Consider the following 19216-nt stretch of genomic DNA (forward strand, 5'->3'; position numbering starts at 1 on the left):
AGGAGTTCGAAGATGAACTTTTCAGTTTATTGGCAACACGCTGATGCAGTCAGTAAAACGCTGTACTTCGTGTTATTGGCAATGTCGATTGCGACATGGACCATTTTTGTGCTGCGTTTAATGGGCACTCGCCAGCTTAAACAAGTTGCTTATACCCAGCTGTCTCAAGCATTGGAGCAACTGAAAACCAAATTGGCTCCTTTGGGCTTTGAACAGCGTAAGGCAGTGGCAGAACAGGCGTTGTTACGTCAGATTTCAGCCGAAAAAGCCAATGCTGAAAAAGGGGTATCCGTCCTCGGTACGATTGCTTCGATTTCACCATTTGTCGGTTTGTTTGGTACCGTGTGGGGTATTTTCCATGCGCTGGTTGCAGTGGGTAAAAGCGGTCAGGCTGGTCTGGCACAAGTGGCAACCCCAGTCGGTGAAGCCTTGATCATGACGGGTCTAGGCTTGGCCGTCGCGATTCCTGCGGTACTGGCTTATAACATCTGTGTGCGTTTCAATCGTGGTTTGGCGCATGAGTTACAAGATCAGGCACATGGCTTGTTGATTGACACCATGTTGCAACAGGAATCTGCTACAAAAAAGTCTGATGAAAAAGTAACACAACAGAGTTTAGTGGGAGGTCAAGCTTAATGGCTTTTCAACTGGGTGAAGACAACGATGTAGGTATGAATGAGATGAACCTCATTCCCCTCATCGACATTATGTTGGTATTGATGATCATCTTCTTGGTGACAGCGACCGTTGCGAACCCATCAATTCCATTAACCTTGCCACAAACCACTGCGGAGATTATTGATCTGCCGCCTGAAAATGTCACAATCAGCATCAATGCGGAAGGTGAGATTGCCTGGAATGGCAATGTCCTGACCCTAGACGAATTGCAGACCCGTTTTAATGAAGCAGGTCAGACTGAACGTCAGCCGACGATTGTGCTGAAAGCAGATAAAGAATCCCGTTATGACACGGTAGCTCAAGTCATGTCGCGTGCGAGTGGAGCCGGACTCAGCGATATTGCCTTTGCAACCGATAACTAAGATTCAGCTAACAAAAAAAAGCGACTGATTTCAGTCGCTTTTTTTATCCCCATTTTTTATGCAAATTAATGGGTTTTTAACAAAGTCATAAATTTACTGCGTAATTTATTCAGTTTTGGCGGAATGGCAAAATTGCAGTAACCTTGGTTTGGGTTTTTCGCAAAGAAATTTTGGTGATATTCCTCAGCAGGATAGAAGGTCGGCATCGGGCTGAGTTCAGTCACAATATTCAGGCCTTCATTTTTTAAAGCATCCATGGCTGCTTCTGCCTGAGTTTTTTGTTCAGCATTCAGATAATAAATCACGGAACGATATTGGGTGCCGACGTCATTGCCCTGACGGTTCAAAGTGGTTGGATCATGCGTCGCAAAAAACACCTCAAGGAGCTGGGCATAGCTGATCTGGTTTTCGTCGAAATCAACCAGAATAACTTCAGCATGGCCGGTTTCACCGCCGCACACGGCCTCATAATTTGGCTCAGGGGTATGACCGCCGGCATAGCCACTCAGGACTTGCTGAACGCCCTGAATTTGTAAAAATACCGCTTCGGTACACCAAAAGCATCCACCACCAAAAAGTGCTTGTTGCATGGCTGATTCCTCATTCGATTGAACTGGGCTGATGGTTGAATCCTGGCCCATCAGTATGAAAGATAAAAAAGCCCGCCAATACAGGCTTTTTGTAGGGAAGTCTTAACGTGGCTGAACTGCACTTTCCAGCTGAATTAACACATTACCATGACGATCCAATAGTTTTAGGGTTTTACCAAATACCTGATAATGCGTCACCTTGGCTAAAGCTTCATTAAATTTCTGATCAAGCTGATCATTATGCATACAGGCCATGCGTGTTGTTGCCATCTGGCTTAAATGCAGGCTGTCTTTGCCTGCGGTATAGCTGCCCATAACCCGGTTACAGCCATCTGAACCGGAAACACGCTGGGTACTGGCATCAAATTGCAGACTTGGAAGATGAGGTGCAGTAGCTGCGGTCTTGATTTCAGTATTGCCAATCTGTGTGGCAATCCAGGTACGATTTTGCAAAAGTTGTAAATGATTCGTGGTTTGTGTGGTGGCGGTATTCGGTACGGTTTCGCAGCCCATTACAGCCAATACTGAACCCAATAGGGCGATTGCAGTTAATTTTTTTAGCATGAAAGATACTCTGATTATTGACTAGCTATTTGTATATAAACAAAAAAATGATCCGGGTTCCAGTCGGTTTTGTATCTTTATTTACAGTAATAAAACGCCAGTTAATGCGTCTGAGGTGCAGGCAGGCCTTGACGAAGTCGCTGCGAATATTCCTGGCTGGACAGATCGGCGCTCTGTTTGACTCGTGGATTCACATGCGCCCGTTGGTACCAGGTGTGCATATCCCAGGATTGATCCAGCACTTTCAGATCATAGAGATAATTCGGTAAATAGCCGGACGCTAACAGTCGATAATCTGAAGGCAATTGTTGTTGCGATACTGCCTGAACCATATCAAAGACCAGAGTGGTGCAATTACTGGTCAGGGTGTTATACCACTTGGGTTCTCTGGCCAATTCATCGGCCTGGGCCAGATATTCTTTGAATAAGGCTTTAGCCTGAGCTTGCGGCATTTTGACTGGGAAAAAATAGACCTGTTCACCACGGACATTGCTACGGGTATAGACAATATCCTTTTCATCCGATGCGACCAGACTCAGTTCATATTTTCGGAAAAAGCCACCAATCGCTGAAAACTCTTCATTCTTTTCCTTGCGGATTTCAATCGAGAAGGTGAGTGGCTTTTGATTGGCAAAATCGAAGCTGACCAGGGTATGGGCAATTTTAGGCCCCATCCAGTAGGAAGTAATGATGTTCACGCCAGTAATCTGATTCAGATCAAAACTGCGGCTTTCCCAGCGTTCGATATAGCGACCATCGGCCTGCCAGTCAAAGTTGCGGATATTGTGTAAGGTAACCTGATCGCCTTGCTGCTCATAATGCAGAAGCTGGGAAACCTCAGGATTCCACTCTCGATCCTGACGCGCTTCCAGACTAAAATAGCCCAGCAGACAAAACAGAAAGACCAGAAGATATAGAATGCTATCGACTTTACGCGAGATCAGGTGCCGGGTGAAGTAGATCCCGAGTACCAGCAGGGAAAACGTTAACCAAACACCAATCAGGATCAAGCTGCCAATCTTGCCGAGAGGTTGCTGAACCCAGAGCATCAGGCTGAGCCACAGGCTCGACAGAATGACAAAGAGGATAAACAGGCTACCCAGCAGCCACAGAATCCAGTGCTTGGAAATATATTCGCGTCCCTGCATAGTCACTTTTTCATGAGAAATAGACTTTATTTTCTGTAGGTTGCAAACTCAAAAGCAATCCCGGTTTTGTCGTCAATATGTTGCTCGGTCGCGACTTTTTTGAATTCTGCCGGAATTTCAGGATAATAGGCATGACCTTGTACATCCAGGTCAACATGGGTCAGTTCCAGACGGTCGGCAATGTCCATGGTCTGTTTAAAGATTTCACCGCCACCAATAATGAAAATAGACGTCGGTTTTTCTGAGTTTTGCACATCAGTAACTGCCTGAATAAGCGCATCTTCAATGTTATGAGCAACTTTAGTGCCTTGAAAAGACCAGTCAGGATCACGGGTAATGACCAAGTTCACGCGTTTAGGGAGCACACGCCCCATCGACTCAAGGGTCTTGCGGCCCATGACAATTACACCGCCCTGAGTGATTTCTTTAAAATGCTTGAGATCGGCTGAGATATGCCAAGGCAGGTCATTGTCCTTACCAATACAGCGCTGCTGATCCATTGCAACGACATGAACGACTTCTAAATCCTGAAATGCCATACCTACACTCAAAAACAAATAAAAATTTGCTCCTATTAAAATGCAAAATCCCACTTTAAGCAAAGTGGGATTTTGATTTTCTTTGGTTTGGGAACATTTACACTGCAACGGGTGCCTTAATCCCCGGATGTGATTCATAACCAATAATTTCAATATCTTCAAATTTGAAGTCGAACAGGTTTTTGATTTCAGGATTCAATTTAAGTTGGCACAGGCCCAAGGGCTCACGGCTGAGTTGTAATTGCGCTTGCTCGAAGTGATTACTATACAGGTGTGTATCGCCACCGGTCCAGACAAAATCACCGACCTCCAGCTCACAGACTTGCGCGATCATATGTGTCAACAGGGCATAGCTGGCGATATTAAATGGAACACCGAGAAAAACATCGGCGCTACGCTGATACAGCTGACAAGACAATTTGCCATTGTGGACAAAGAACTGGAACAGGGTATGGCAAGGCGGTAATGCCACTTGGCCCGCTTCATTCGGATTCCAGCCAGATACAATCAGACGGCGCGAATTCGGATTGGTTTTAATTTCATTAATCAACCATTTGATCTGGTCAAAACCATCCTGATTATAGCTATTATCTGCATTTTTGCTGGCACCAAAATTACGCCACTGGTGACCGTAAACTGGCCCCAGTTCACCTTCAGGGCGGCCAAAACGTGCGGTCTGTTCGGCGGTTGCCCACTCATCCCAAATCGAAACTTTATGATCTTTTAAATATTGAACGTTGGTGTCGCCTTTTAAAAACCATAATAATTCAATCACGATAGAACGGAAATGAACTTTTTTGGTGGTGAGTAAAGGGAAACCTTGGGAAAGATCAAAGCGCATCTGATGACCAAATACCGAACGTGTCCCTGTACCGGTACGGTCGCCTTTATCGCCGCCGTTGTCGAGAATGTGTTGTAAAAGGTCAAGATATTGGCGCATAGGTCTCTCTATTTAAATCTGTTGAAAATCGCCGTTTTAACAGCAGTATAGATTATTTCAAAAATAATTTGCTGTCGAAAGGGACAATTTAAATTGCGCATATCATAGCATTTTTTGATGAGCTTTCATCGCTCAAACCAGAATAAAAAAGACCTCCTGATAGAGGTCTTTGTACAGTAAATTAAGCCGTTTTATGGCCAGTATGCACGGTGTGAATCAGATCGGACAGATCATAACCTAAGGATTCTGCATAGCTTAAATATTCACGTTGAGTGGCTTCATCTAAAGTCGTCCCGCGATGTAGCAGCCATAAGTATTCTTTACCAGGTTCGCCCACAAGGGCCGTCTGATAATCCGGATCGATTTTTAATACCCAATAATCGCCCTTGGTAAACGGAATCCAACGCAGGCCTTCAGGTAAAAAACTGACTTCGAGCTTGGCATGTTCTGCATCGACAATGGTCGCTTCAGCAATGGCTTCATCCAGCTTACCCTCACCATCCAGACAGCGGTTCTGAACCCGAACCTTGCCATTTTCATTTAAGCTATATACCGCAGAAATATCGGTGCTGTTCTCGGGTTGGTGTTTCATCGGCAAACGTGCAATTTCATACCAGGTGCCTAAATATTGTTCTAAATTAAAATTTGAAACGGTACTTAAAGTCTGACTCATTTTTCTTCTCCGTTTAGTTCAATATTTAAAAATGCCGAATCAGTGTAATACAGGGTGCAAAGCTCAAAATGATGTAATCATGTAGTGAAATGTTGTCTGAAAATGGCCGAGCTACAGCTTAAAGTCACACGTTTGAGTAGAAAAAAAATAAGGACTCATTTTGTGTATTTCAGGCTGAAAAGACTTTGCAAGGCGTCGGAGTTGGCTTTGCTTTACATTTTTTTTGCAAAGATGATGGGTTTTGTAACTGTATTAGAAAGAACGGCTTAATTTGAATGCCGCAAAAATAGACAAATTTATTTACATTTTTAATGTGAAAGATAACATTTAAACGACTAGTATTCTCGGCTTGTTAACAATATGAAAGCCTAAATTACAGGCGAGGAGCGGTTGGTAAGGCATGATCTATGATCATCAAGTAAACATGAGCGAAGTATATGCTCCTGTCCAAGCGAATATCATTGTGCGTTCCCAATCGGAGCAAAGACCTAAAAAGTCATCCCACAAAGCCACTGTCCGTAATGCTTCAGGCGTAAGCAATGGCCATCGTATCAATATCGAGAAATTTACCAGTTATCTGCAAGGCATTACCCGAAATACCAGTACACAGAAATGTGCGCGCAGTATTCGTGTCGGTCTGCAATCCTCTGGTGCGAAAATTGTGAACCATCCAGTCGCAGCGGCAGATTGGGGAAGTACCCTGATGCAGCTGGGCTATAAGAAAATTAATGCTTCTTTTGATCGGCCGAAAAAAGGCGATATCTATATTATTGACCGTACTCAGGGACATAAATATGGACATATCGCGGCTTATTCAGGTAGTGCCTGGGTATCGGATTTCAAACAGCGAGATCATGCGGTTTATCGCAATAAAAACGTGACTTATAGTTACTATCGTCTGGAAACTTACTTCTAAGAAAATACTGCGAAGTGATCAGTCCTCAAAACGCTTCGCACGGCTTTCATAGATTGAAACGATAAATAATCCAATCGCGGCAAAGCCAAGACATTGCAGACCCCAGGCAAATTTGCCCCATTGTTGGTGCTGTTCAGGCAAATAGCCAAACAGGGTAATTAAGGCAATGATGGGAATCACCCGGCTCAAGGCGCTAAAGCCATTTGCATAGGGATTGGATTTCGAAATTTTCAAGCGGAAATGATGCAGTAAATGCACGACAATTCCAATACCCAGACTGACTGCGATCAACGCCGGACCTAACTGGGCCACAGTTGATGCTGCGTAAATGACAATACAGGTCGCAATAATCACCATCAGTTTGATTTGACGGTGACAGCGTTCGGAATACCAAAATTCAAGCATGTGGCGGCTCTGGATCGTGAGAGTTCTGATTGAGCAGCGATAGCGGTGAAAACAGGCAAATCGCCAGTGCCATAAAAGCAATGCCTTGTGCACCCGGAATCAGGATTTCACCCTGCTGCATGTTCATAAAAACTAAAGCAATCAATAAGGCAATTGGAATCCAGGTTAGTAGTCTATACAGTAAACCGGTCGGATTTTTGCTGGCAAAGTGGATTTTGCAGTAACGACAAATCAGAAAAATCACACCCGTACCGACAAACATCAGAATTGCATCTAAGGGCAGCGGTTCCATCCAGTACAACACTGCAGCTGTCACGGCAATCACAATAAAGATCAACAGTTTTTTTAGAACAGACACCTGTGGATTGAACCAGAACTCAAGCATAGTGATGAAGAAATCGAAAAGATAATCGGCACTTTAGCATATTTTGGCTATAAAAAAGCGAGGCCTGTGCCTCGCTCAATTAAGCTGGTTTTAACTGTTTTTCTGTGGACCCCAATCATAGATTTTCTTTTGGTAGGCATACCACATCATCCACAAGCCAATCAGGATCATTGGCAGGCTCAGGAACTGGCCCTTGCTCATCCAGCCAATAAACAGCTGACCATTGTCCGGCTCACGGAAGAACTCGACCACGAAGCGTGCCAGACCATAACCGATCAGGAACAGTGCAGAGACCGCCATACGTGGACGCGGCTTGGAACTGAACCACCACAATACAATAAACAGAATCAGGCCTTCACACAGCGCCTGATACAATTGTGATGGATGACGCACCAGCTGCAAAGGATCGGTCGGGAAAATCATGCCCCAGGCAAAGTTGGGATCGGTCACCTGACGGCCATACAATTCACCGCCAATAAAATTACCAATCCGGCCAAACATCAGCCCCGTTGGTACGCAGGGTGCGATAAAATCCAGGGTCTGGAACCAGGTCATCTTGTATTTCCGGCACCACCACAGCATGGCCAGAATGACACCGAGGAAACCACCGTGGAAGCTCATACCACCGGTCCAGATCTGGAATAACCATAAAGGATCTGCGAGGAACTGAGAAAAGCCATAGAACAAGACATAACCGACACGGCCACCGATGATGACACCAAGCGCACCGAAGAAAATCAGGTCAGAGACCATATCTGGCGTCCAGCCACGTTGTTTGGCACGAAACGTTGCCAATCCCCAGGCAAATAAAAATGCCAGTAAGTACATCAGTCCATACCAGTGGACTTGCAGGGGCCCGAGCGAAATCGCGACGGGATCAATATTGGGATAGGTGAGCATTCCTGTTCCTTGTGATTCTGTTTTGCACAGATTTTAGCTGAAAGCAAAGAAAAATGTTGTACATTCAATGTGTAAAGATCGAGAGCGTAAATTATGTGTATCGTGGCACTGGCTTGGTGGGTTGTGGATGAGACCCCATTATGTCTGATTTCAAATCGGGATGAATTCTATCAGCGGCCTACACAGGCATTACATGAATGGGAAAATAGTCCGATTATTGCCGGGCAGGATTTACAGTCGGGCGGTACTTGGATGGGTATTACCGCTTCCGGTCGCTGGGCAGTAATTACCAATTTTCGTGATGGACAGGATAAAGGGCATTATCCGACTTCACGTGGACATATCATCCAGAACTTTTTAGATTCTGACTTAACACCGATCCGATTTGCTCAAGATCTGGAACAACGTCAATGTGACTATGCCGGCTTTAATCTTTTTATTGGAAATCAAGATCAGGCCGTATATATGAGCAATCGCGGTGAAGCACCACAAGTACTGGCGCATGGCGTCTATGTGGTTTCCAATGGTCTGATGAGTGAAGACTGGTACAAGACCCGACATTTGCGCAAACGCTTTACCCAGGAATTTTTACCGATGCTGCAACAACAGTCAGTTTCGGAAGCTGATCTGTATCATGCAGTCTGGGATATTCTGGAAGATGAACGTAAAGTGATTCCTGAACTGCTGCCAGATACCGGCATTTCGGTTGAAATGGAACAGCTGCTATCGTCGACATTTATTCAAAGTCTAGCCTATGGAACCCGCTGTTCCAATTTTTTGAGAATGACCAACGATAAATGGCACTGGATCGAAAAGTCACAACAAGGTGCAACCGCAGGTCATACTATTGAGAAAATAATTAGCCTGAAATAATCACCGGATATGAAAAATGCCGACAGATGTCGGCATTTTTTTAAATCACTTCAGAGTTTAAGCTTTAGGGGTTTCTAACGATTCACCTGCAATGACACCACCATCTTTACGGGTAATCACGACTGTTGCTGAGCGTGGACGTGAATATGCACGACCAGTACTGATTAAATTTTCAGCTTGGTTGGCAGGCCAAGTACCACCCGGATGTTGCACGTTTACAAAAATGGCTTTGTAGTCAGGTGTCATGGTAACCCCTGTAATTTCACAGCCAGCAGGACCAACCAAGAAACGGCGTAGCTTCGAGTCATCTAGCTTCGCACCCATAGGTGTTTTTTGTGTGCCTGTGCCCGCTGTTGCGGTTTGTACAGAACCATCGCTCACTGAACCAGGAAGTGCTGCAAGCATCATGCAGTTGGTTGTATCCGTATATGCACCATCGTCAGTTTGTAACCATAATACGCCACGGTCATCAAACCACATACCATCTGGGCTAGAGAAATCATTTGCATCCGTCAAGCCAGAAAGATTTACACCTGGGATTGAATCTGCTTCGGCACCGAATAGGAAAATATCCCATGTAAATGATGTTGCAGTAACATCGTCACCTGTTTCACGGAAGCGAATGATATGGCCGTTGATGTTACCGCTCAGACGGTTCGTTGCATCATCATCGTCCGAGTACTGACGTGGGTTAGCTGCATCAATGGCATGACCGGTACCACGTTGTGAGTTATTGGTTAAAGTCACATAAACTTCACCATTTTCAGGATTTACGGCAACCCATTCAGGACGATCCATTTTGGTCGCGCCCGCTGCATCGGCAGCTAGGCGTGCATGCACCAAGATATCGGCCTGGTCTTTAAACTGATATTTGTCATAACTCGTAATTTTCGGGTTATTCATGGACAGTTCAAGCCATTCACCACGCGCTTCACCGGTAGCTTCATTAAAATCAAACTTGGCGACATAGAACTTACCTTTGTCCATGTATTTGTCACCAGCTGCATAGCCACCATTGATATCACTTGGATTCCAATTGGTTGCTGACACAAACTTATAAATGTATTCGCCCTGAGAGTCATCGCCCATATAAAATGCAAGTGGCTTACCTTCGATGGCACGGCTAACACGACAGTCTTCATGAGCAAAGCGACCTAAAGCGGTACGTTTTACTGGGCGACTACGGTTATCGAATGGATCAATTTCCACGATCCAACCGAAAGTATTAATCGAGTTGCGATAATCTTCTTGAGCTGTGTTCGCTAAAGCGGCAGTGTTCCAACGGCTGAACATATCTACAGATGAAAGTGTTGGAGCTGTAATACTCTGCCAGTTATAACCGCTTGCCTTATTGTTCACTTTATAGCGAGAGATGGCATGTTCAGTCATGGCATCACGTATATCTCCAGCGTCACCTTCTTTTTTACGTGCGATGTATTGGTTAAAGTTTTCTTCAGTGGTGAGATAGGTTCCCCACGGAGTATAGCCATTACCACAATTATTGATCGTACCGCGTGTAATCAAGCCAGTTGGGCTGAATGCTGTCTGTACCAAGGCATGACCTTTTACAGGGCCTCTAAATTCAATTTCACTTGCTGCAGTAATACGACGGTTAAATGGTGAGTCCAGATTCACGCTAACAGCTTGAGTGGCTGGATCTTTTTTCAAGTGAACAATTGAAACACCATGTGCATATATTTCACGGAGCGCTTCATCTTCAGTAATATCTTTTGGATCAAAAGCATTACCGCGAGGGTGTAGATCACCACGTTGCAGATATTCATGGTTCATGACCAACAGACCTTGATCAGATACTGTTGCATCATAATTTTGCTTAGCGGCATTCATACCGAAAAAGGTCATGCCGTCATGGTTATCGCCAACACGACGCTCATATGAAATACCACTTGGAATATTGTTTTCATCCCAAACTGGCAGGCTTGAATTCAGAGGATCGCCTACAGCGTGCAAGATTTTGAAATCGTAGCCTTCAGGCACCGAAAATTGTTCTAAAGTATTTTTCTCGACTGCCTTAAATTTTAGCGAGCTTGGTTTCGCTGTTAAATCTGGTTCAGTTGATGGTGGAGTAGGATTGTCTGAGTTATTTGGTTCATCATCGTCATCACTACAACCGGTTAAAGAAGCTGCCAAAGTTAAGGCAACTGCACCACCAGCTGTTTTTTTGATCAATTCGCGGCGGTTAATATTTTTTTGCAAAATTTGAGTGAATTCTGCATTCCCCGAGTTGTTGCTGTCATAATCGTCATTGAAATCTAAATAATCTGTCATTTTTTAGTTCCTGGCAAAAAAGGCTTGGTTATAAAGTTATGAACAAAATAGACTTAAAGTATGACAATCTGGTTAAGTCAATATTTCAATAAAGTTAAATAAATCAATGTCTTTATTTGTATAAAACAAAAAGACAGCCTTGGCTGCCTGAGTTAAATATGATTCTTTTTGTTTTTGGGTTGTAGTTATTATTGATCGGTTAAACGCCGTTTTTCGATCAGTTTTCCGGCCAGCAAACCCAGTTCAAACAGCAACCACATCGGTACAGCCAACATGATCATCGACAGTGCATCTGGTGGGGTCACGAACATCGCGACAAAGAAACAGCCGACAATAATAAAGCGCCGTTTCTCCACCAGGGTTTGTGTTGAAACTGCCCCAATCAGGATTAAAACCAAGGTAATAATCGGGATTTCAAAGGTAAAACCAAAGACCAGAAACAGCTTTAAACAGAAGCTAAGATAACTGTTAATGTCGGTCATCGGTGCCACAGTTTCCGGCGAGACACTGATAAAAAAATGCAGGATCGAAGGTAAGGCCACAAAGTAGGCAAAGCTGATCCCGGTATAAAACAGCACAATACTGCCGATCAAAAGCGGCAGTGCCAGACTCTTTTCTTTGGCATATAACGCCGGTTTAACAAATGTCCAGAGCTGATACAGAATAAACGGCATTGTGATCATCAGCGCCACAAAGAAATTCAGCTTAAACGGTGCCATGAATGTTGCCGTCACATCCGTGGCAATCATGGTCGAGCTGGCAGGCAATTGTGCCCGTAAAGGTTCAGATAACCATTGATAGGTCTGATTGGCAAAGGGCAGCAAACAGAAAAACAGGCCAATCAGGACAGCAACCACTTTAAACAGATGTTTTCTTAACACCACCAAATGCTGGGTAATCGGCATCTCTTCAAGGTTCAGCGCTGCAGCATCATTTGAAGCAGGTGTGGTCGGTGAAGACGTCATACGGCCACCTTCATTTCTGTATAGCGTTGTTGGGAAATCACTGCTTGAGTTTGTGCAGGCTGAGGTAAATACACCACTGATACGGGCTGTACTACAGGCTGATAGCGAAGCACGGGCTGGGCAGCCTGAGGCTTTACTTTTAATTCATCAGTTGCAATCGGCTGCTGCAAATCTGCCATTTGTGCCTGCATCTTGGCTTCGAGTTGCTGGATCCGCTGCATTTCGGCCTGCATCTGTTCTCGCAGTTCGGACAAGCGTAATTCACGATCCAGATCGTTCTGAACATTGCTGACCATGCGCTTGATCTTGCCATACCATGTTCCGACAAAACGGACTGCCTCAGGTAACTTGTCTGGCCCAAGCACCAGAAGTGCAATAATCCCAAAAATCAGCAGCTCGGTCATTCCGATATTGAGCATAGCGGACTCTTAACTCTTGATTGAGGTTTCAGGGGTTTTGACTTGTGCATCAATCGTTCGCGGTTCTTGCAGCTTGGCCATTTCTACTTCTTCATCTTTGACTGATTTTTTAAAGTCTTTAATTGCACCGCCGACATCTTTACCCAGGTTTTTCAGCTTCGATGTACCAAACAATAAAATCACCACAATTGCAAAAATCAGCACATGCCAAATTGATAATCCTGCCATTATTTTATCCTCTATATTTCATGCCCCTATCTCAGCAGGCTTGTATGACAATGCAGTGACGCTTTAATGACAGTTTGCCGACACGGCAGCAGGGTAATGAGTAATTCATATGAAAAATCTATCATTAGATGAAAAGGATGCTGTGCTAGCATATAACCTGATATGGAAATCTCAGCAGCACTGTCATGGCCTTGATTCTTCCCCTGCTGTCTTTTTTGATTGGTTATTGGGGCGTGCAATATTTAAAGCCAATTCGACCTGTCTTGGCGGCTTTATTGGCACGTGTCCTGATTCCTGTGCTGATTATTTACAATATGGTGTTTTATAAAGCGGGCAGTCTGTGGCTGATGGGCTTTAGTATTTTTAGTTCAATTGTGCTGTTTAGCCTGTTTTATTATTTTGCCAAAGATAAATTGCGTGCGCTGTGTTTTAGCTATTTGAATGGCGTATGGCTCGGTCTGCCGTTTGCCTTAGCAGTGTTTGGCACTGACGCAATGTCGACCATGATTGCACTTTATATTGGTGGCTCATTATTTGGGAATGTCAGTGCTGTCATTGCCGTGAGCCAAACTCGCCAAGATTGGACATTTATTCTGAAAAATGTCCTGCAATCACCACCGGTGATCGCACTCAGTATTGCAGGGGTTTTATCATTTTGGGACTTTAGTCATTATGAGTTTCATCCCACCCTTCAATGGGCATATGCAGCCAATAAATTTTTAGTCACTTTTGCAGGAATGTGCATTTTGGGCATGTGGCTTCGTCATGTCCGTATTCAGCTGAGGGATTTAAAGCGCAGTCTGGTGCTGATCAGCGGGCGCTTTATTTTTGCATTAGGCTTGGCTGGTATTGCCTATATATTCTTGCCGATTCCACATCAGCTCCTGACTTATAGTGTAATGATGATGTATTTCTTATTGCCACCGGCAGCGAACATCGTGGCTTTAGAAACCCATTATCAGGGCACAGGGCATTCTGCTAAATATATTGCTTCGGGGACGATTGCGAGTGCAATTTTGATTGGGATCTATGGGCTGGTGTTGCATGCGGTGATGCCTACGCTATAAAGTTTCCTTTTTTGGAGAGAAGGCTAGAAAGAGTTATAAAGTCCCCCCCCTTTGAAAAATGGGGATTTAGGGGGATTCTTGATAAGAGGTAAATTTGAATCCCTCCCGACCTCCCTTTGGAAAAGGGAGGGGTAAAACAAATTATTTCGCCAAACTGGCTTTAAACAGCTGCATGGCCTGACCACGATGACTGATTTTATTCTTTTCTTCTTTGCTCATTTCTGCACTGGAAATACCGAGTTCCGGCAACCAGAACAGCGGGTCATAACCGAAGCCATTTTCACCGCGTGCTGCTTCTAAAATTTCACCCGTCCAGATGCCCTGGAAAATTTGTGGCAGTGGATCTTCAGCATGTTGAACCAGTGCCAGTACACAGACAAACATGCCTTCAATCGCTTCGCTATCTTTACGCAATGGTTTCAAATCTGCCAGCAGTTTCTTATTGTTGGCGGCATCATTGCCATGTTCACCGGCATAACGTGCTGAGTAGATCCCAGGAGCTCCGCCAAGAACTGGCACACAAATGCCTGAATCATCGGCAATCGCAGGTTTACCTGAGATTTTAGAGGCATGACGTGCCTTGATAATGGCATTTTCAACAAAGCTTAAGCCATCTTCGATGGCATCTTCGATGGCATCTTCGATATTCAATTTACCTTGCGCCACGACTTCAACAGGTAATTGTAATTCAGCAAACATTTTCTCAAACTCGGCAATTTTACCTTTGTTATTACTTGCCAATACCAGTGTGCCTTGGGATAACCAATCTGTAGAAGCCATGTGTCACTCATTCTCTAAATATCAATCGTGCTATTTTAACTGCCATTGCGGGTTTGTAGGCAATAAAAAAGCACCCGAAGGTGCTATTTATACCATTCAGCTTTATTGTGCCTGAATCCATCTGTCGGCACGGTCACGCGCCTGACGGATCTGTTCCTGGGTCAAGTTTGCCGCCAATGCTGTTTTCTTGCCTTCAGAAAGGGTAATCACTTTATTGTCGAGCATGCCATCACGGGTAGACAGTTCATACCACTGATAAGCACCCATGTAGTTTTTCTTTTTCTCTTCCATCATGGCCAGGTTAAAGCTGGCACGGTTATCACCACGGCTGGCTGCTTTTTCAAAATACTGACGTGCCAGCGCTTCATCTTTTCGGGTGCCCATGCCATCTGCCAGCATACGGCCGACATTTAACTGCGCCACGGCTAAACCTTGATCGGCAGCAGCTTTGTACCAGGCAAAGGCCTGTCGTTCATCTTTTTGAATGTCTTTGCCATACTGGTATTTGGTGGCCAGATAAAACTGTGCACCGGCCTGACCTGCTTTAGCTGCTTTGATCAGACTGTTGATATCCATTACTGAATACTGAGCCGCTTGACTGGCAACAGAAGGACTTGGAGCAACATAGTCGGCATGGGCTTGCATGCCAAAAAGTCCAGCCAGTAGCGTCGTACCTAATAATAATTTTTTCATAGCGCGCTCACTCGATAAATTGCGACTTCACCAAATAGATTAGGGAGATGTTTGCTCAGCAAACTATCTTCTTGATTCCCGTTCACAGCGAGTCGATTAATAATTTTGATGTTATTTTCCGCACAGAGTGCTTCAAAGTCACGGAATGTACATAAGTGGATATTCGGGGTGTTATACCACATATAAGGCAAGGCTTCAGAAACCGGCATTTTTCCTTTGATCGCCAAGAAAGAACGGGTCTTCCAGTGGGCAAAGTTTGGAAACGTAATAATGGCCTGTTTCCCTACACGCACCATATCACGCAATAATACGTCAGGTGCATCTACAGCCTGCAAAGCTTGTGCCATGACCACATTGTCAAAAGACTGGTCGGCAAAGCGGCTTAAACCGAGGTTTAAGTCTTGTTGGATGATATTTAACCCGCGACTGACCGCAATTGCAATCTTTTCCTGATCAATTTCTAATCCGTATGCACGAATATCGTGTTTTTTACTCATTTGTGCCAGCAGTTCACCATCGCCACAACCGAGGTCGAGTACGCTAGAACCGGGCTTAATCCACTTTTCAGCGAGTTGTTGATCGATACGCATTATACGGCCTCCTTCGGTGTGGCTTTCAGGTGTTCTTCACCACCCAGGAATGCACGCAAAGATTTTACATACAGGGGAATCGGGAACAGGAAGGAATCGTGACCCTGTTCGGCATCAATATCCAGATAGCTCACCGGTTTATGGTTGCTAATTAAGGCATCCACAATTTCCTGCGAGCGGGCAGGGGTAAAACGCCAGTCAGTGGTGAAGGACACCACCAAAAATTTGCACCGGGTATGGGCCATGGCTTTTTTCAGTGACTGCTCATATTCACGTGACGGATCAAAATAATCCAGTGCTTTGGTCATGATCAGATAGGTATTGGCATCAAAGTTACGGCTGAACTGTTCACCTTGATAACGCAAATAACTTTCGACCTGGAATTCGACATCAAAACCATACATAAATTTGCCAGATTTCAGATCACGGCCAAATTTCTGCTTCATGGCTTCTTCGGACAGGTAGGTAATATGACCGACCATACGTGCCAGAATTAGACCACGTTTGGGATAGCTGTCATTTTCCAGATAACGGCCGTTGTGGAAGTCAGGATCAGACAAAATTGACTGACGTGCTACTTCATTAAAGGCAATATTCTGTGCTGAAAGTTTTGGCGCACTGGCAATAATCACACATTTTCTTAAACGGTTCGGGTAATCCACTGACCATTGCAAGGCCTGCATGCCACCCAGAGAACCGCCAATGATGGCATCCCAGGTATCAATTCCTAAACGATCAGAGAGCAGGGCTTGGGTTTTGACCCAGTCACGCACGGTGACCAGTGGAAAATCCGGACCATAAGGACGGTTTTCATTTTCAGGATTGGGTGAAGTCGGGCCGGTAGAGCCGTTACAACCCCCAATATTATTTAAAGACACCACAAAGAATTTTGAGGTATCGATGGCTTTGCCGGGCCCGATACATGCGTCCCACCAGCCGGCTTTTTTGTCATCTTCATGATGATAACCTGCGGCATGGTGATGGCCAGAAAGGGCATGACAAATCAGGATGGCATTCGACTTATCGGCATTTAAACTGCCGTAAGTTTCAAGCATCAGTTCAAAACGTGGGAGGATGCGACCGCATTCAAGCTCTAACGGCTCTTCAAATTGGAACTTTTGTGGGACAACAATGCCCACTGAGTCAGCTGAAAAAGACACGGGGAGGATTCGCCTTAAATCTTGAGTATGAATAATAAAAGGATACCACTAGCGGATATCCTTCTAAAGTCATTTTAGTGCTATGAATTATTGCTAATTCTAATAGCGCTTTTTAGACTGCTGCAGCAATCACTTGATCGGTGCTCAAGACACCCTGATCAATCAGACGGTTGGTACATGCAATAATCGCTTCAATTGAAGAGGTCACGATGTTGTCATGTACCCCTGCACCAAAGGCCGATTTACCGGTACCTTTGACTTGAAGCTCAATCAAGGCCAAGGCTTTGGCATGCGCGCCAGAACTGATGCTGCGCTCTTCATAGTTCACCACATCAATCGGCAACTGAAGTGCATCCAGGATTGCAGAAATTGGACCATTGCCTTCACCGCGAACACGACGGGACTGACCCTCAACTTCAAGATCCAGCTCAATCACCTGATTGCCATTGTCATCCGACAATTTGTAGTTTTTGGTCGAGTAATGGGCATGTTTAATATCGACATAGGTCTCTTTAAACAATTTCCAGATCTCGGTTGCAGAAATCTCAGTACCTTGTTCATCGGTACGTTTCTGTACAATTTGCGAGAATTCGATTTGTAAACGACGTGGTAAAGTCACGTTGTAATTCGATTCCAACAAGTAGGCAATCCCGCCTTTACCTGACTGTGAGTTGACGCGAATCACGGCATCATAGTCACGACCCAAGTCTTTCGGATCGATTGGTAAATATGGCATATCCCACATTTCCTGGTCTTTCTGGAATTCGAAACCTTTTTTGATGGCATCCTGATGCGAACCCGAGAATGCAGTGAAGACCAAATCACCGGCATATGGGTGACGTGGATGTACTGGCAAACCGGTACATTCTTCAACAGTCGCGATGATTTCGTTAATGTTGGAGAAATCCAGATTTGGTGCAACACCCTGGGTATACATGTTCAATGCAATCGCCGCCACATCGACGTTACCGGTACGCTCACCATTTCCGAAGACACAGCCTTCCACACGGTCAGCACCAGCCATGATCGCCAATTCAGATGCTGCGATGCCACAACCACGGTCGTTATGACAATGTACAGAAATGATCACGCCGTCGCGGCGCTGGATATTGCGGTGCATCCATTCAATCTGATCGGCATAGACGTGTGGACCTGACACTTCCACTGTTGCTGGCAAGTTCAAGATCACTTTATTGGTCGGTGATGCTTCCCAGATTTCAGTCACAGCATCACAGACATCTTTTGCGACTTCTAATTCAGTCGCAGTGAAACATTCCGGACTGTACTGGAAGACAAATTCAGTTTCAGGCTGTTTTGCGGCATATTCTTTGACTTTTTGTGCTGCATTGACGGCTAATTGTTTTGCGCCCGCTACATCTACATTCAAGACTTTCTCGCGGAAAGTCGGTGAATTGGAGTTGTAGATATGCACAATGGCACGTTTTGCACCCTGTAAAGATTCAAAGGTACGAGCAATTAAATGATCACGGGCTTGAACCAAAACTTCGATATAAACATCTTCAGGAATATGATCTTCTTCAATCAATTTACGAGTGAAATCAAAGTCAATTTGCGATGCTGAAGGGAAACCAATTTCAATATGCTTGAAACCGATTTTCACCAACATCTGGAACATCTTGAATTTTTGCTCCATGTTCATTGGCTCGAAGATCGCCTGGTTACCATCACGCAGGTCAGTACTCATCCAGATTGGCGCTTTGTTGATTTCATTGTTCGGCCATTGACGGTCTGGTAAGTCCACACGTTGATACATGCGACGGTATTTTTTACTTGGATCAGCCAACATCATGAGAGAGCTCCTTGTGTAACCTGATAGAGTCTGCGCTTGGTTGAAGCACTGGCAAAGGTTACCGAATAGATTGTGTCTATAATCGTCTACATACAGATTGGAACCAGCATTAAAACTAAAAATCTTCTGGAATATTTGGGATTTAGTTTTAATCACAAAACCTGCATGATCAACTTATAACTTTAAGTTTAATCCAGTTAAACCGAAAAGTTTTTGCTTTTTTAATAGATTTTAGTCGTATC

23 protein-coding genes are annotated in these 19216 nt (G+C 44.6%); 5 read left to right on the forward strand and 18 right to left on the reverse strand.

The window, feature by feature from the left end:
* Nucleotides 1-12: 12 nt before the first annotated feature.
* Both FTU42_RS01750 and FTU42_RS01755 read left to right on the forward strand, forming a co-directional pair.
* Nucleotides 13-636 carry a MotA/TolQ/ExbB proton channel family protein gene (locus FTU42_RS01750; protein WP_100534638.1) on the forward strand — a complete coding sequence of 208 codons (624 nt, stop codon included), beginning with the start codon at nucleotides 13-15 and terminating at the stop codon, nucleotides 634-636.
* Nucleotides 636-1040, forward strand: a complete 405-nt coding sequence (locus FTU42_RS01755; protein ID WP_005172785.1) for a biopolymer transporter ExbD — start codon at nucleotides 636-638, stop codon at nucleotides 1038-1040. The genes FTU42_RS01750 and FTU42_RS01755 overlap by 1 nt, the downstream gene beginning before the upstream one ends.
* 65 nt (nucleotides 1041-1105) lie before the next feature.
* Here FTU42_RS01755 and msrA read toward each other — a convergent pair whose 3' ends face one another.
* The 6 genes from msrA to FTU42_RS01785 form a co-directional block, all read right to left on the reverse strand.
* A complete protein-coding gene (gene msrA, locus FTU42_RS01760) occupies nucleotides 1106-1630 on the reverse strand; it encodes a peptide-methionine (S)-S-oxide reductase MsrA (RefSeq protein ID WP_005095533.1) in 525 nt (174 codons plus the stop codon).
* A gap of 102 nt (nucleotides 1631-1732) precedes the next feature.
* Nucleotides 1733-2194, reverse strand: a complete 462-nt coding sequence (locus tag FTU42_RS01765; protein ID WP_180071914.1) for an META domain-containing protein — start codon at nucleotides 2192-2194, stop codon at nucleotides 1733-1735.
* Between the two features lie 101 nt (nucleotides 2195-2295).
* Entirely contained in the window at nucleotides 2296-3342 is a 1047-nt protein-coding gene (locus FTU42_RS01770; protein WP_180082936.1) for a DUF4105 domain-containing protein, read from the reverse strand.
* A 26-nt stretch (nucleotides 3343-3368) separates the two neighbouring features.
* Nucleotides 3369-3881 carry a dihydrofolate reductase gene (locus tag FTU42_RS01775; protein ID WP_180082950.1) on the reverse strand — a complete coding sequence of 171 codons (513 nt, stop codon included), beginning with the start codon at nucleotides 3879-3881 and terminating at the stop codon, nucleotides 3369-3371.
* Nucleotides 3882-3978: 97 nt separating this feature from the next.
* On the reverse strand, nucleotides 3979-4821 hold the full coding sequence (gene thyA, locus FTU42_RS01780) for a thymidylate synthase (protein WP_180071915.1): 843 nt from the start codon (nucleotides 4819-4821) through the stop codon (nucleotides 3979-3981).
* A gap of 181 nt (nucleotides 4822-5002) precedes the next feature.
* Nucleotides 5003-5494 (reverse strand): lipocalin family protein, encoded by a 492-nt coding sequence (locus FTU42_RS01785; RefSeq protein ID WP_100329265.1) that lies wholly within the window; start codon nucleotides 5492-5494, stop codon nucleotides 5003-5005.
* A 400-nt stretch (nucleotides 5495-5894) separates the two neighbouring features.
* Here FTU42_RS01785 and FTU42_RS01790 point away from each other — a divergent pair, with 400 nt between their 5' ends.
* The gene (locus FTU42_RS01790) at nucleotides 5895-6410 is read left to right on the forward strand and encodes a hypothetical protein (RefSeq protein ID WP_005103142.1); all 516 of its coding nucleotides are present in this window, start codon (nucleotides 5895-5897) and stop codon (nucleotides 6408-6410) included.
* An 18-nt stretch (nucleotides 6411-6428) separates the two neighbouring features.
* On the opposite strand, the gene FTU42_RS01795 is transcribed toward FTU42_RS01790, so the two are convergent.
* The 3 genes from FTU42_RS01795 to lgt all read right to left on the reverse strand — a co-directional run bounded on the left by FTU42_RS01795 (nucleotide 6429) and on the right by lgt (nucleotide 8100).
* Nucleotides 6429-6815 carry a hypothetical protein gene (locus FTU42_RS01795; RefSeq protein WP_180082937.1) on the reverse strand — a complete coding sequence of 129 codons (387 nt, stop codon included), beginning with the start codon at nucleotides 6813-6815 and terminating at the stop codon, nucleotides 6429-6431.
* The gene (locus FTU42_RS01800) at nucleotides 6808-7200 is read right to left on the reverse strand and encodes a hypothetical protein (RefSeq protein WP_005095547.1); all 393 of its coding nucleotides are present in this window, start codon (nucleotides 7198-7200) and stop codon (nucleotides 6808-6810) included. The genes FTU42_RS01795 and FTU42_RS01800 overlap by 8 nt, the downstream gene beginning before the upstream one ends.
* Before the next feature lie 90 nt (nucleotides 7201-7290).
* Entirely contained in the window at nucleotides 7291-8100 is an 810-nt protein-coding gene (lgt, locus tag FTU42_RS01805) for a prolipoprotein diacylglyceryl transferase (protein ID WP_005095548.1), read from the reverse strand.
* A gap of 93 nt (nucleotides 8101-8193) precedes the next feature.
* Here lgt and FTU42_RS01810 point away from each other — a divergent pair, with 93 nt between their 5' ends.
* Nucleotides 8194-8973 carry an NRDE family protein gene (locus tag FTU42_RS01810; RefSeq protein ID WP_180082938.1) on the forward strand — a complete coding sequence of 260 codons (780 nt, stop codon included), beginning with the start codon at nucleotides 8194-8196 and terminating at the stop codon, nucleotides 8971-8973.
* Between the two features lie 57 nt (nucleotides 8974-9030).
* Here the strand turns inward: FTU42_RS01810 and FTU42_RS01815 are convergent, their stop codons facing one another.
* From FTU42_RS01815 to FTU42_RS01830, 4 genes are all read right to left on the reverse strand, one after another.
* Nucleotides 9031-11262, reverse strand: a complete 2232-nt coding sequence (locus FTU42_RS01815) for a PhoX family phosphatase (RefSeq protein WP_180082939.1) — start codon at nucleotides 11260-11262, stop codon at nucleotides 9031-9033.
* A 188-nt stretch (nucleotides 11263-11450) separates the two neighbouring features.
* Nucleotides 11451-12227 carry a twin-arginine translocase subunit TatC gene (gene tatC / locus FTU42_RS01820; RefSeq protein WP_074383997.1) on the reverse strand — a complete coding sequence of 259 codons (777 nt, stop codon included), beginning with the start codon at nucleotides 12225-12227 and terminating at the stop codon, nucleotides 11451-11453.
* Nucleotides 12224-12646, reverse strand: a complete 423-nt coding sequence (tatB, locus tag FTU42_RS01825) for a Sec-independent protein translocase protein TatB (RefSeq protein WP_005095555.1) — start codon at nucleotides 12644-12646, stop codon at nucleotides 12224-12226. Before tatB ends, tatC begins: the two co-directional genes overlap by 4 nt.
* 9 nt (nucleotides 12647-12655) lie before the next feature.
* Nucleotides 12656-12874, reverse strand: a complete 219-nt coding sequence (locus FTU42_RS01830) for a Sec-independent protein translocase subunit TatA (protein ID WP_005095557.1) — start codon at nucleotides 12872-12874, stop codon at nucleotides 12656-12658.
* A 185-nt stretch (nucleotides 12875-13059) separates the two neighbouring features.
* On the opposite strand from FTU42_RS01830, the gene FTU42_RS01835 reads away from it, so the two are divergent.
* The gene (locus tag FTU42_RS01835; RefSeq protein ID WP_005095559.1) at nucleotides 13060-13941 is read left to right on the forward strand and encodes a hypothetical protein; all 882 of its coding nucleotides are present in this window, start codon (nucleotides 13060-13062) and stop codon (nucleotides 13939-13941) included.
* A 141-nt stretch (nucleotides 13942-14082) separates the two neighbouring features.
* Here FTU42_RS01835 and rdgB read toward each other — a convergent pair whose 3' ends face one another.
* The 5 genes from rdgB to leuA form a co-directional block, all read right to left on the reverse strand.
* Nucleotides 14083-14721 carry an RdgB/HAM1 family non-canonical purine NTP pyrophosphatase gene (gene rdgB / locus FTU42_RS01840; RefSeq protein WP_180082940.1) on the reverse strand — a complete coding sequence of 213 codons (639 nt, stop codon included), beginning with the start codon at nucleotides 14719-14721 and terminating at the stop codon, nucleotides 14083-14085.
* A 102-nt stretch (nucleotides 14722-14823) separates the two neighbouring features.
* Nucleotides 14824-15414, reverse strand: coding sequence for a tetratricopeptide repeat protein (locus tag FTU42_RS01845; RefSeq protein WP_100534625.1), 591 nt, complete (start codon nucleotides 15412-15414; stop codon nucleotides 14824-14826).
* The gene (gene metW / locus FTU42_RS01850) at nucleotides 15411-16004 is read right to left on the reverse strand and encodes a methionine biosynthesis protein MetW (RefSeq protein WP_005095565.1); all 594 of its coding nucleotides are present in this window, start codon (nucleotides 16002-16004) and stop codon (nucleotides 15411-15413) included. The genes FTU42_RS01845 and metW overlap by 4 nt, the downstream gene beginning before the upstream one ends.
* On the reverse strand, nucleotides 16004-17164 hold the full coding sequence (locus FTU42_RS01855) for a homoserine O-acetyltransferase (protein ID WP_180082941.1): 1161 nt from the start codon (nucleotides 17162-17164) through the stop codon (nucleotides 16004-16006). The genes metW and FTU42_RS01855 overlap by 1 nt, the downstream gene beginning before the upstream one ends.
* Before the next feature lie 112 nt (nucleotides 17165-17276).
* Nucleotides 17277-18974, reverse strand: a complete 1698-nt coding sequence (leuA, locus tag FTU42_RS01860) for a 2-isopropylmalate synthase (protein ID WP_180082942.1) — start codon at nucleotides 18972-18974, stop codon at nucleotides 17277-17279.
* Nucleotides 18975-19216 lie beyond the last annotated feature (242 nt).

The sequence above is a fragment of the Acinetobacter sp. YH12102 genome (genome assembly GCF_013419125.1).
GTDB lineage: Bacteria > Pseudomonadota > Gammaproteobacteria > Pseudomonadales > Moraxellaceae > Acinetobacter > Acinetobacter pseudolwoffii.

Excerpts from the sequence above, each read along its gene's own strand:
- FTU42_RS01750 (WP_100534638.1), top strand. The coding sequence starts at position 13 with ATGAACTTTTCAGTTTATTGGCAACACGCTGATGCAGTCAGTAAAACG.
- FTU42_RS01755 (WP_005172785.1), top strand. The coding sequence starts at position 636 with ATGGCTTTTCAACTGGGTGAAGACAACGATGTAGGTATGAATGAGATG.
- msrA (WP_005095533.1), bottom strand. The coding sequence starts at position 1,630 with ATGCAACAAGCACTTTTTGGTGGTGGATGCTTTTGGTGTACCGAAGCG.
- FTU42_RS01765 (WP_180071914.1), bottom strand. The coding sequence starts at position 2,194 with ATGCTAAAAAAATTAACTGCAATCGCCCTATTGGGTTCAGTATTGGCT.
- FTU42_RS01770 (WP_180082936.1), bottom strand. The coding sequence starts at position 3,342 with ATGCAGGGACGCGAATATATTTCCAAGCACTGGATTCTGTGGCTGCTG.
- FTU42_RS01775 (WP_180082950.1), bottom strand. The coding sequence starts at position 3,881 with ATGGCATTTCAGGATTTAGAAGTCGTTCATGTCGTTGCAATGGATCAG.
- thyA (WP_180071915.1), bottom strand. The coding sequence starts at position 4,821 with ATGCGCCAATATCTTGACCTTTTACAACACATTCTCGACAACGGCGGC.
- FTU42_RS01785 (WP_100329265.1), bottom strand. The coding sequence starts at position 5,494 with ATGAGTCAGACTTTAAGTACCGTTTCAAATTTTAATTTAGAACAATAT.
- FTU42_RS01790 (WP_005103142.1), top strand. The coding sequence starts at position 5,895 with ATGATCTATGATCATCAAGTAAACATGAGCGAAGTATATGCTCCTGTC.
- FTU42_RS01795 (WP_180082937.1), bottom strand. The coding sequence starts at position 6,815 with ATGCTTGAATTTTGGTATTCCGAACGCTGTCACCGTCAAATCAAACTG.
- FTU42_RS01800 (WP_005095547.1), bottom strand. The coding sequence starts at position 7,200 with ATGCTTGAGTTCTGGTTCAATCCACAGGTGTCTGTTCTAAAAAAACTG.
- lgt (WP_005095548.1), bottom strand. The coding sequence starts at position 8,100 with ATGCTCACCTATCCCAATATTGATCCCGTCGCGATTTCGCTCGGGCCC.
- FTU42_RS01810 (WP_180082938.1), top strand. The coding sequence starts at position 8,194 with ATGTGTATCGTGGCACTGGCTTGGTGGGTTGTGGATGAGACCCCATTA.
- FTU42_RS01815 (WP_180082939.1), bottom strand. The coding sequence starts at position 11,262 with ATGACAGATTATTTAGATTTCAATGACGATTATGACAGCAACAACTCG.
- tatC (WP_074383997.1), bottom strand. The coding sequence starts at position 12,227 with ATGACGTCTTCACCGACCACACCTGCTTCAAATGATGCTGCAGCGCTG.
- tatB (WP_005095555.1), bottom strand. The coding sequence starts at position 12,646 with ATGCTCAATATCGGAATGACCGAGCTGCTGATTTTTGGGATTATTGCA.
- FTU42_RS01830 (WP_005095557.1), bottom strand. The coding sequence starts at position 12,874 with ATGGCAGGATTATCAATTTGGCATGTGCTGATTTTTGCAATTGTGGTG.
- FTU42_RS01835 (WP_005095559.1), top strand. The coding sequence starts at position 13,060 with ATGGCCTTGATTCTTCCCCTGCTGTCTTTTTTGATTGGTTATTGGGGC.
- rdgB (WP_180082940.1), bottom strand. The coding sequence starts at position 14,721 with ATGGCTTCTACAGATTGGTTATCCCAAGGCACACTGGTATTGGCAAGT.
- FTU42_RS01845 (WP_100534625.1), bottom strand. The coding sequence starts at position 15,414 with ATGAAAAAATTATTATTAGGTACGACGCTACTGGCTGGACTTTTTGGC.
- metW (WP_005095565.1), bottom strand. The coding sequence starts at position 16,004 with ATGCGTATCGATCAACAACTCGCTGAAAAGTGGATTAAGCCCGGTTCT.
- leuA (WP_180082942.1), bottom strand. The coding sequence starts at position 18,974 with ATGATGTTGGCTGATCCAAGTAAAAAATACCGTCGCATGTATCAACGT.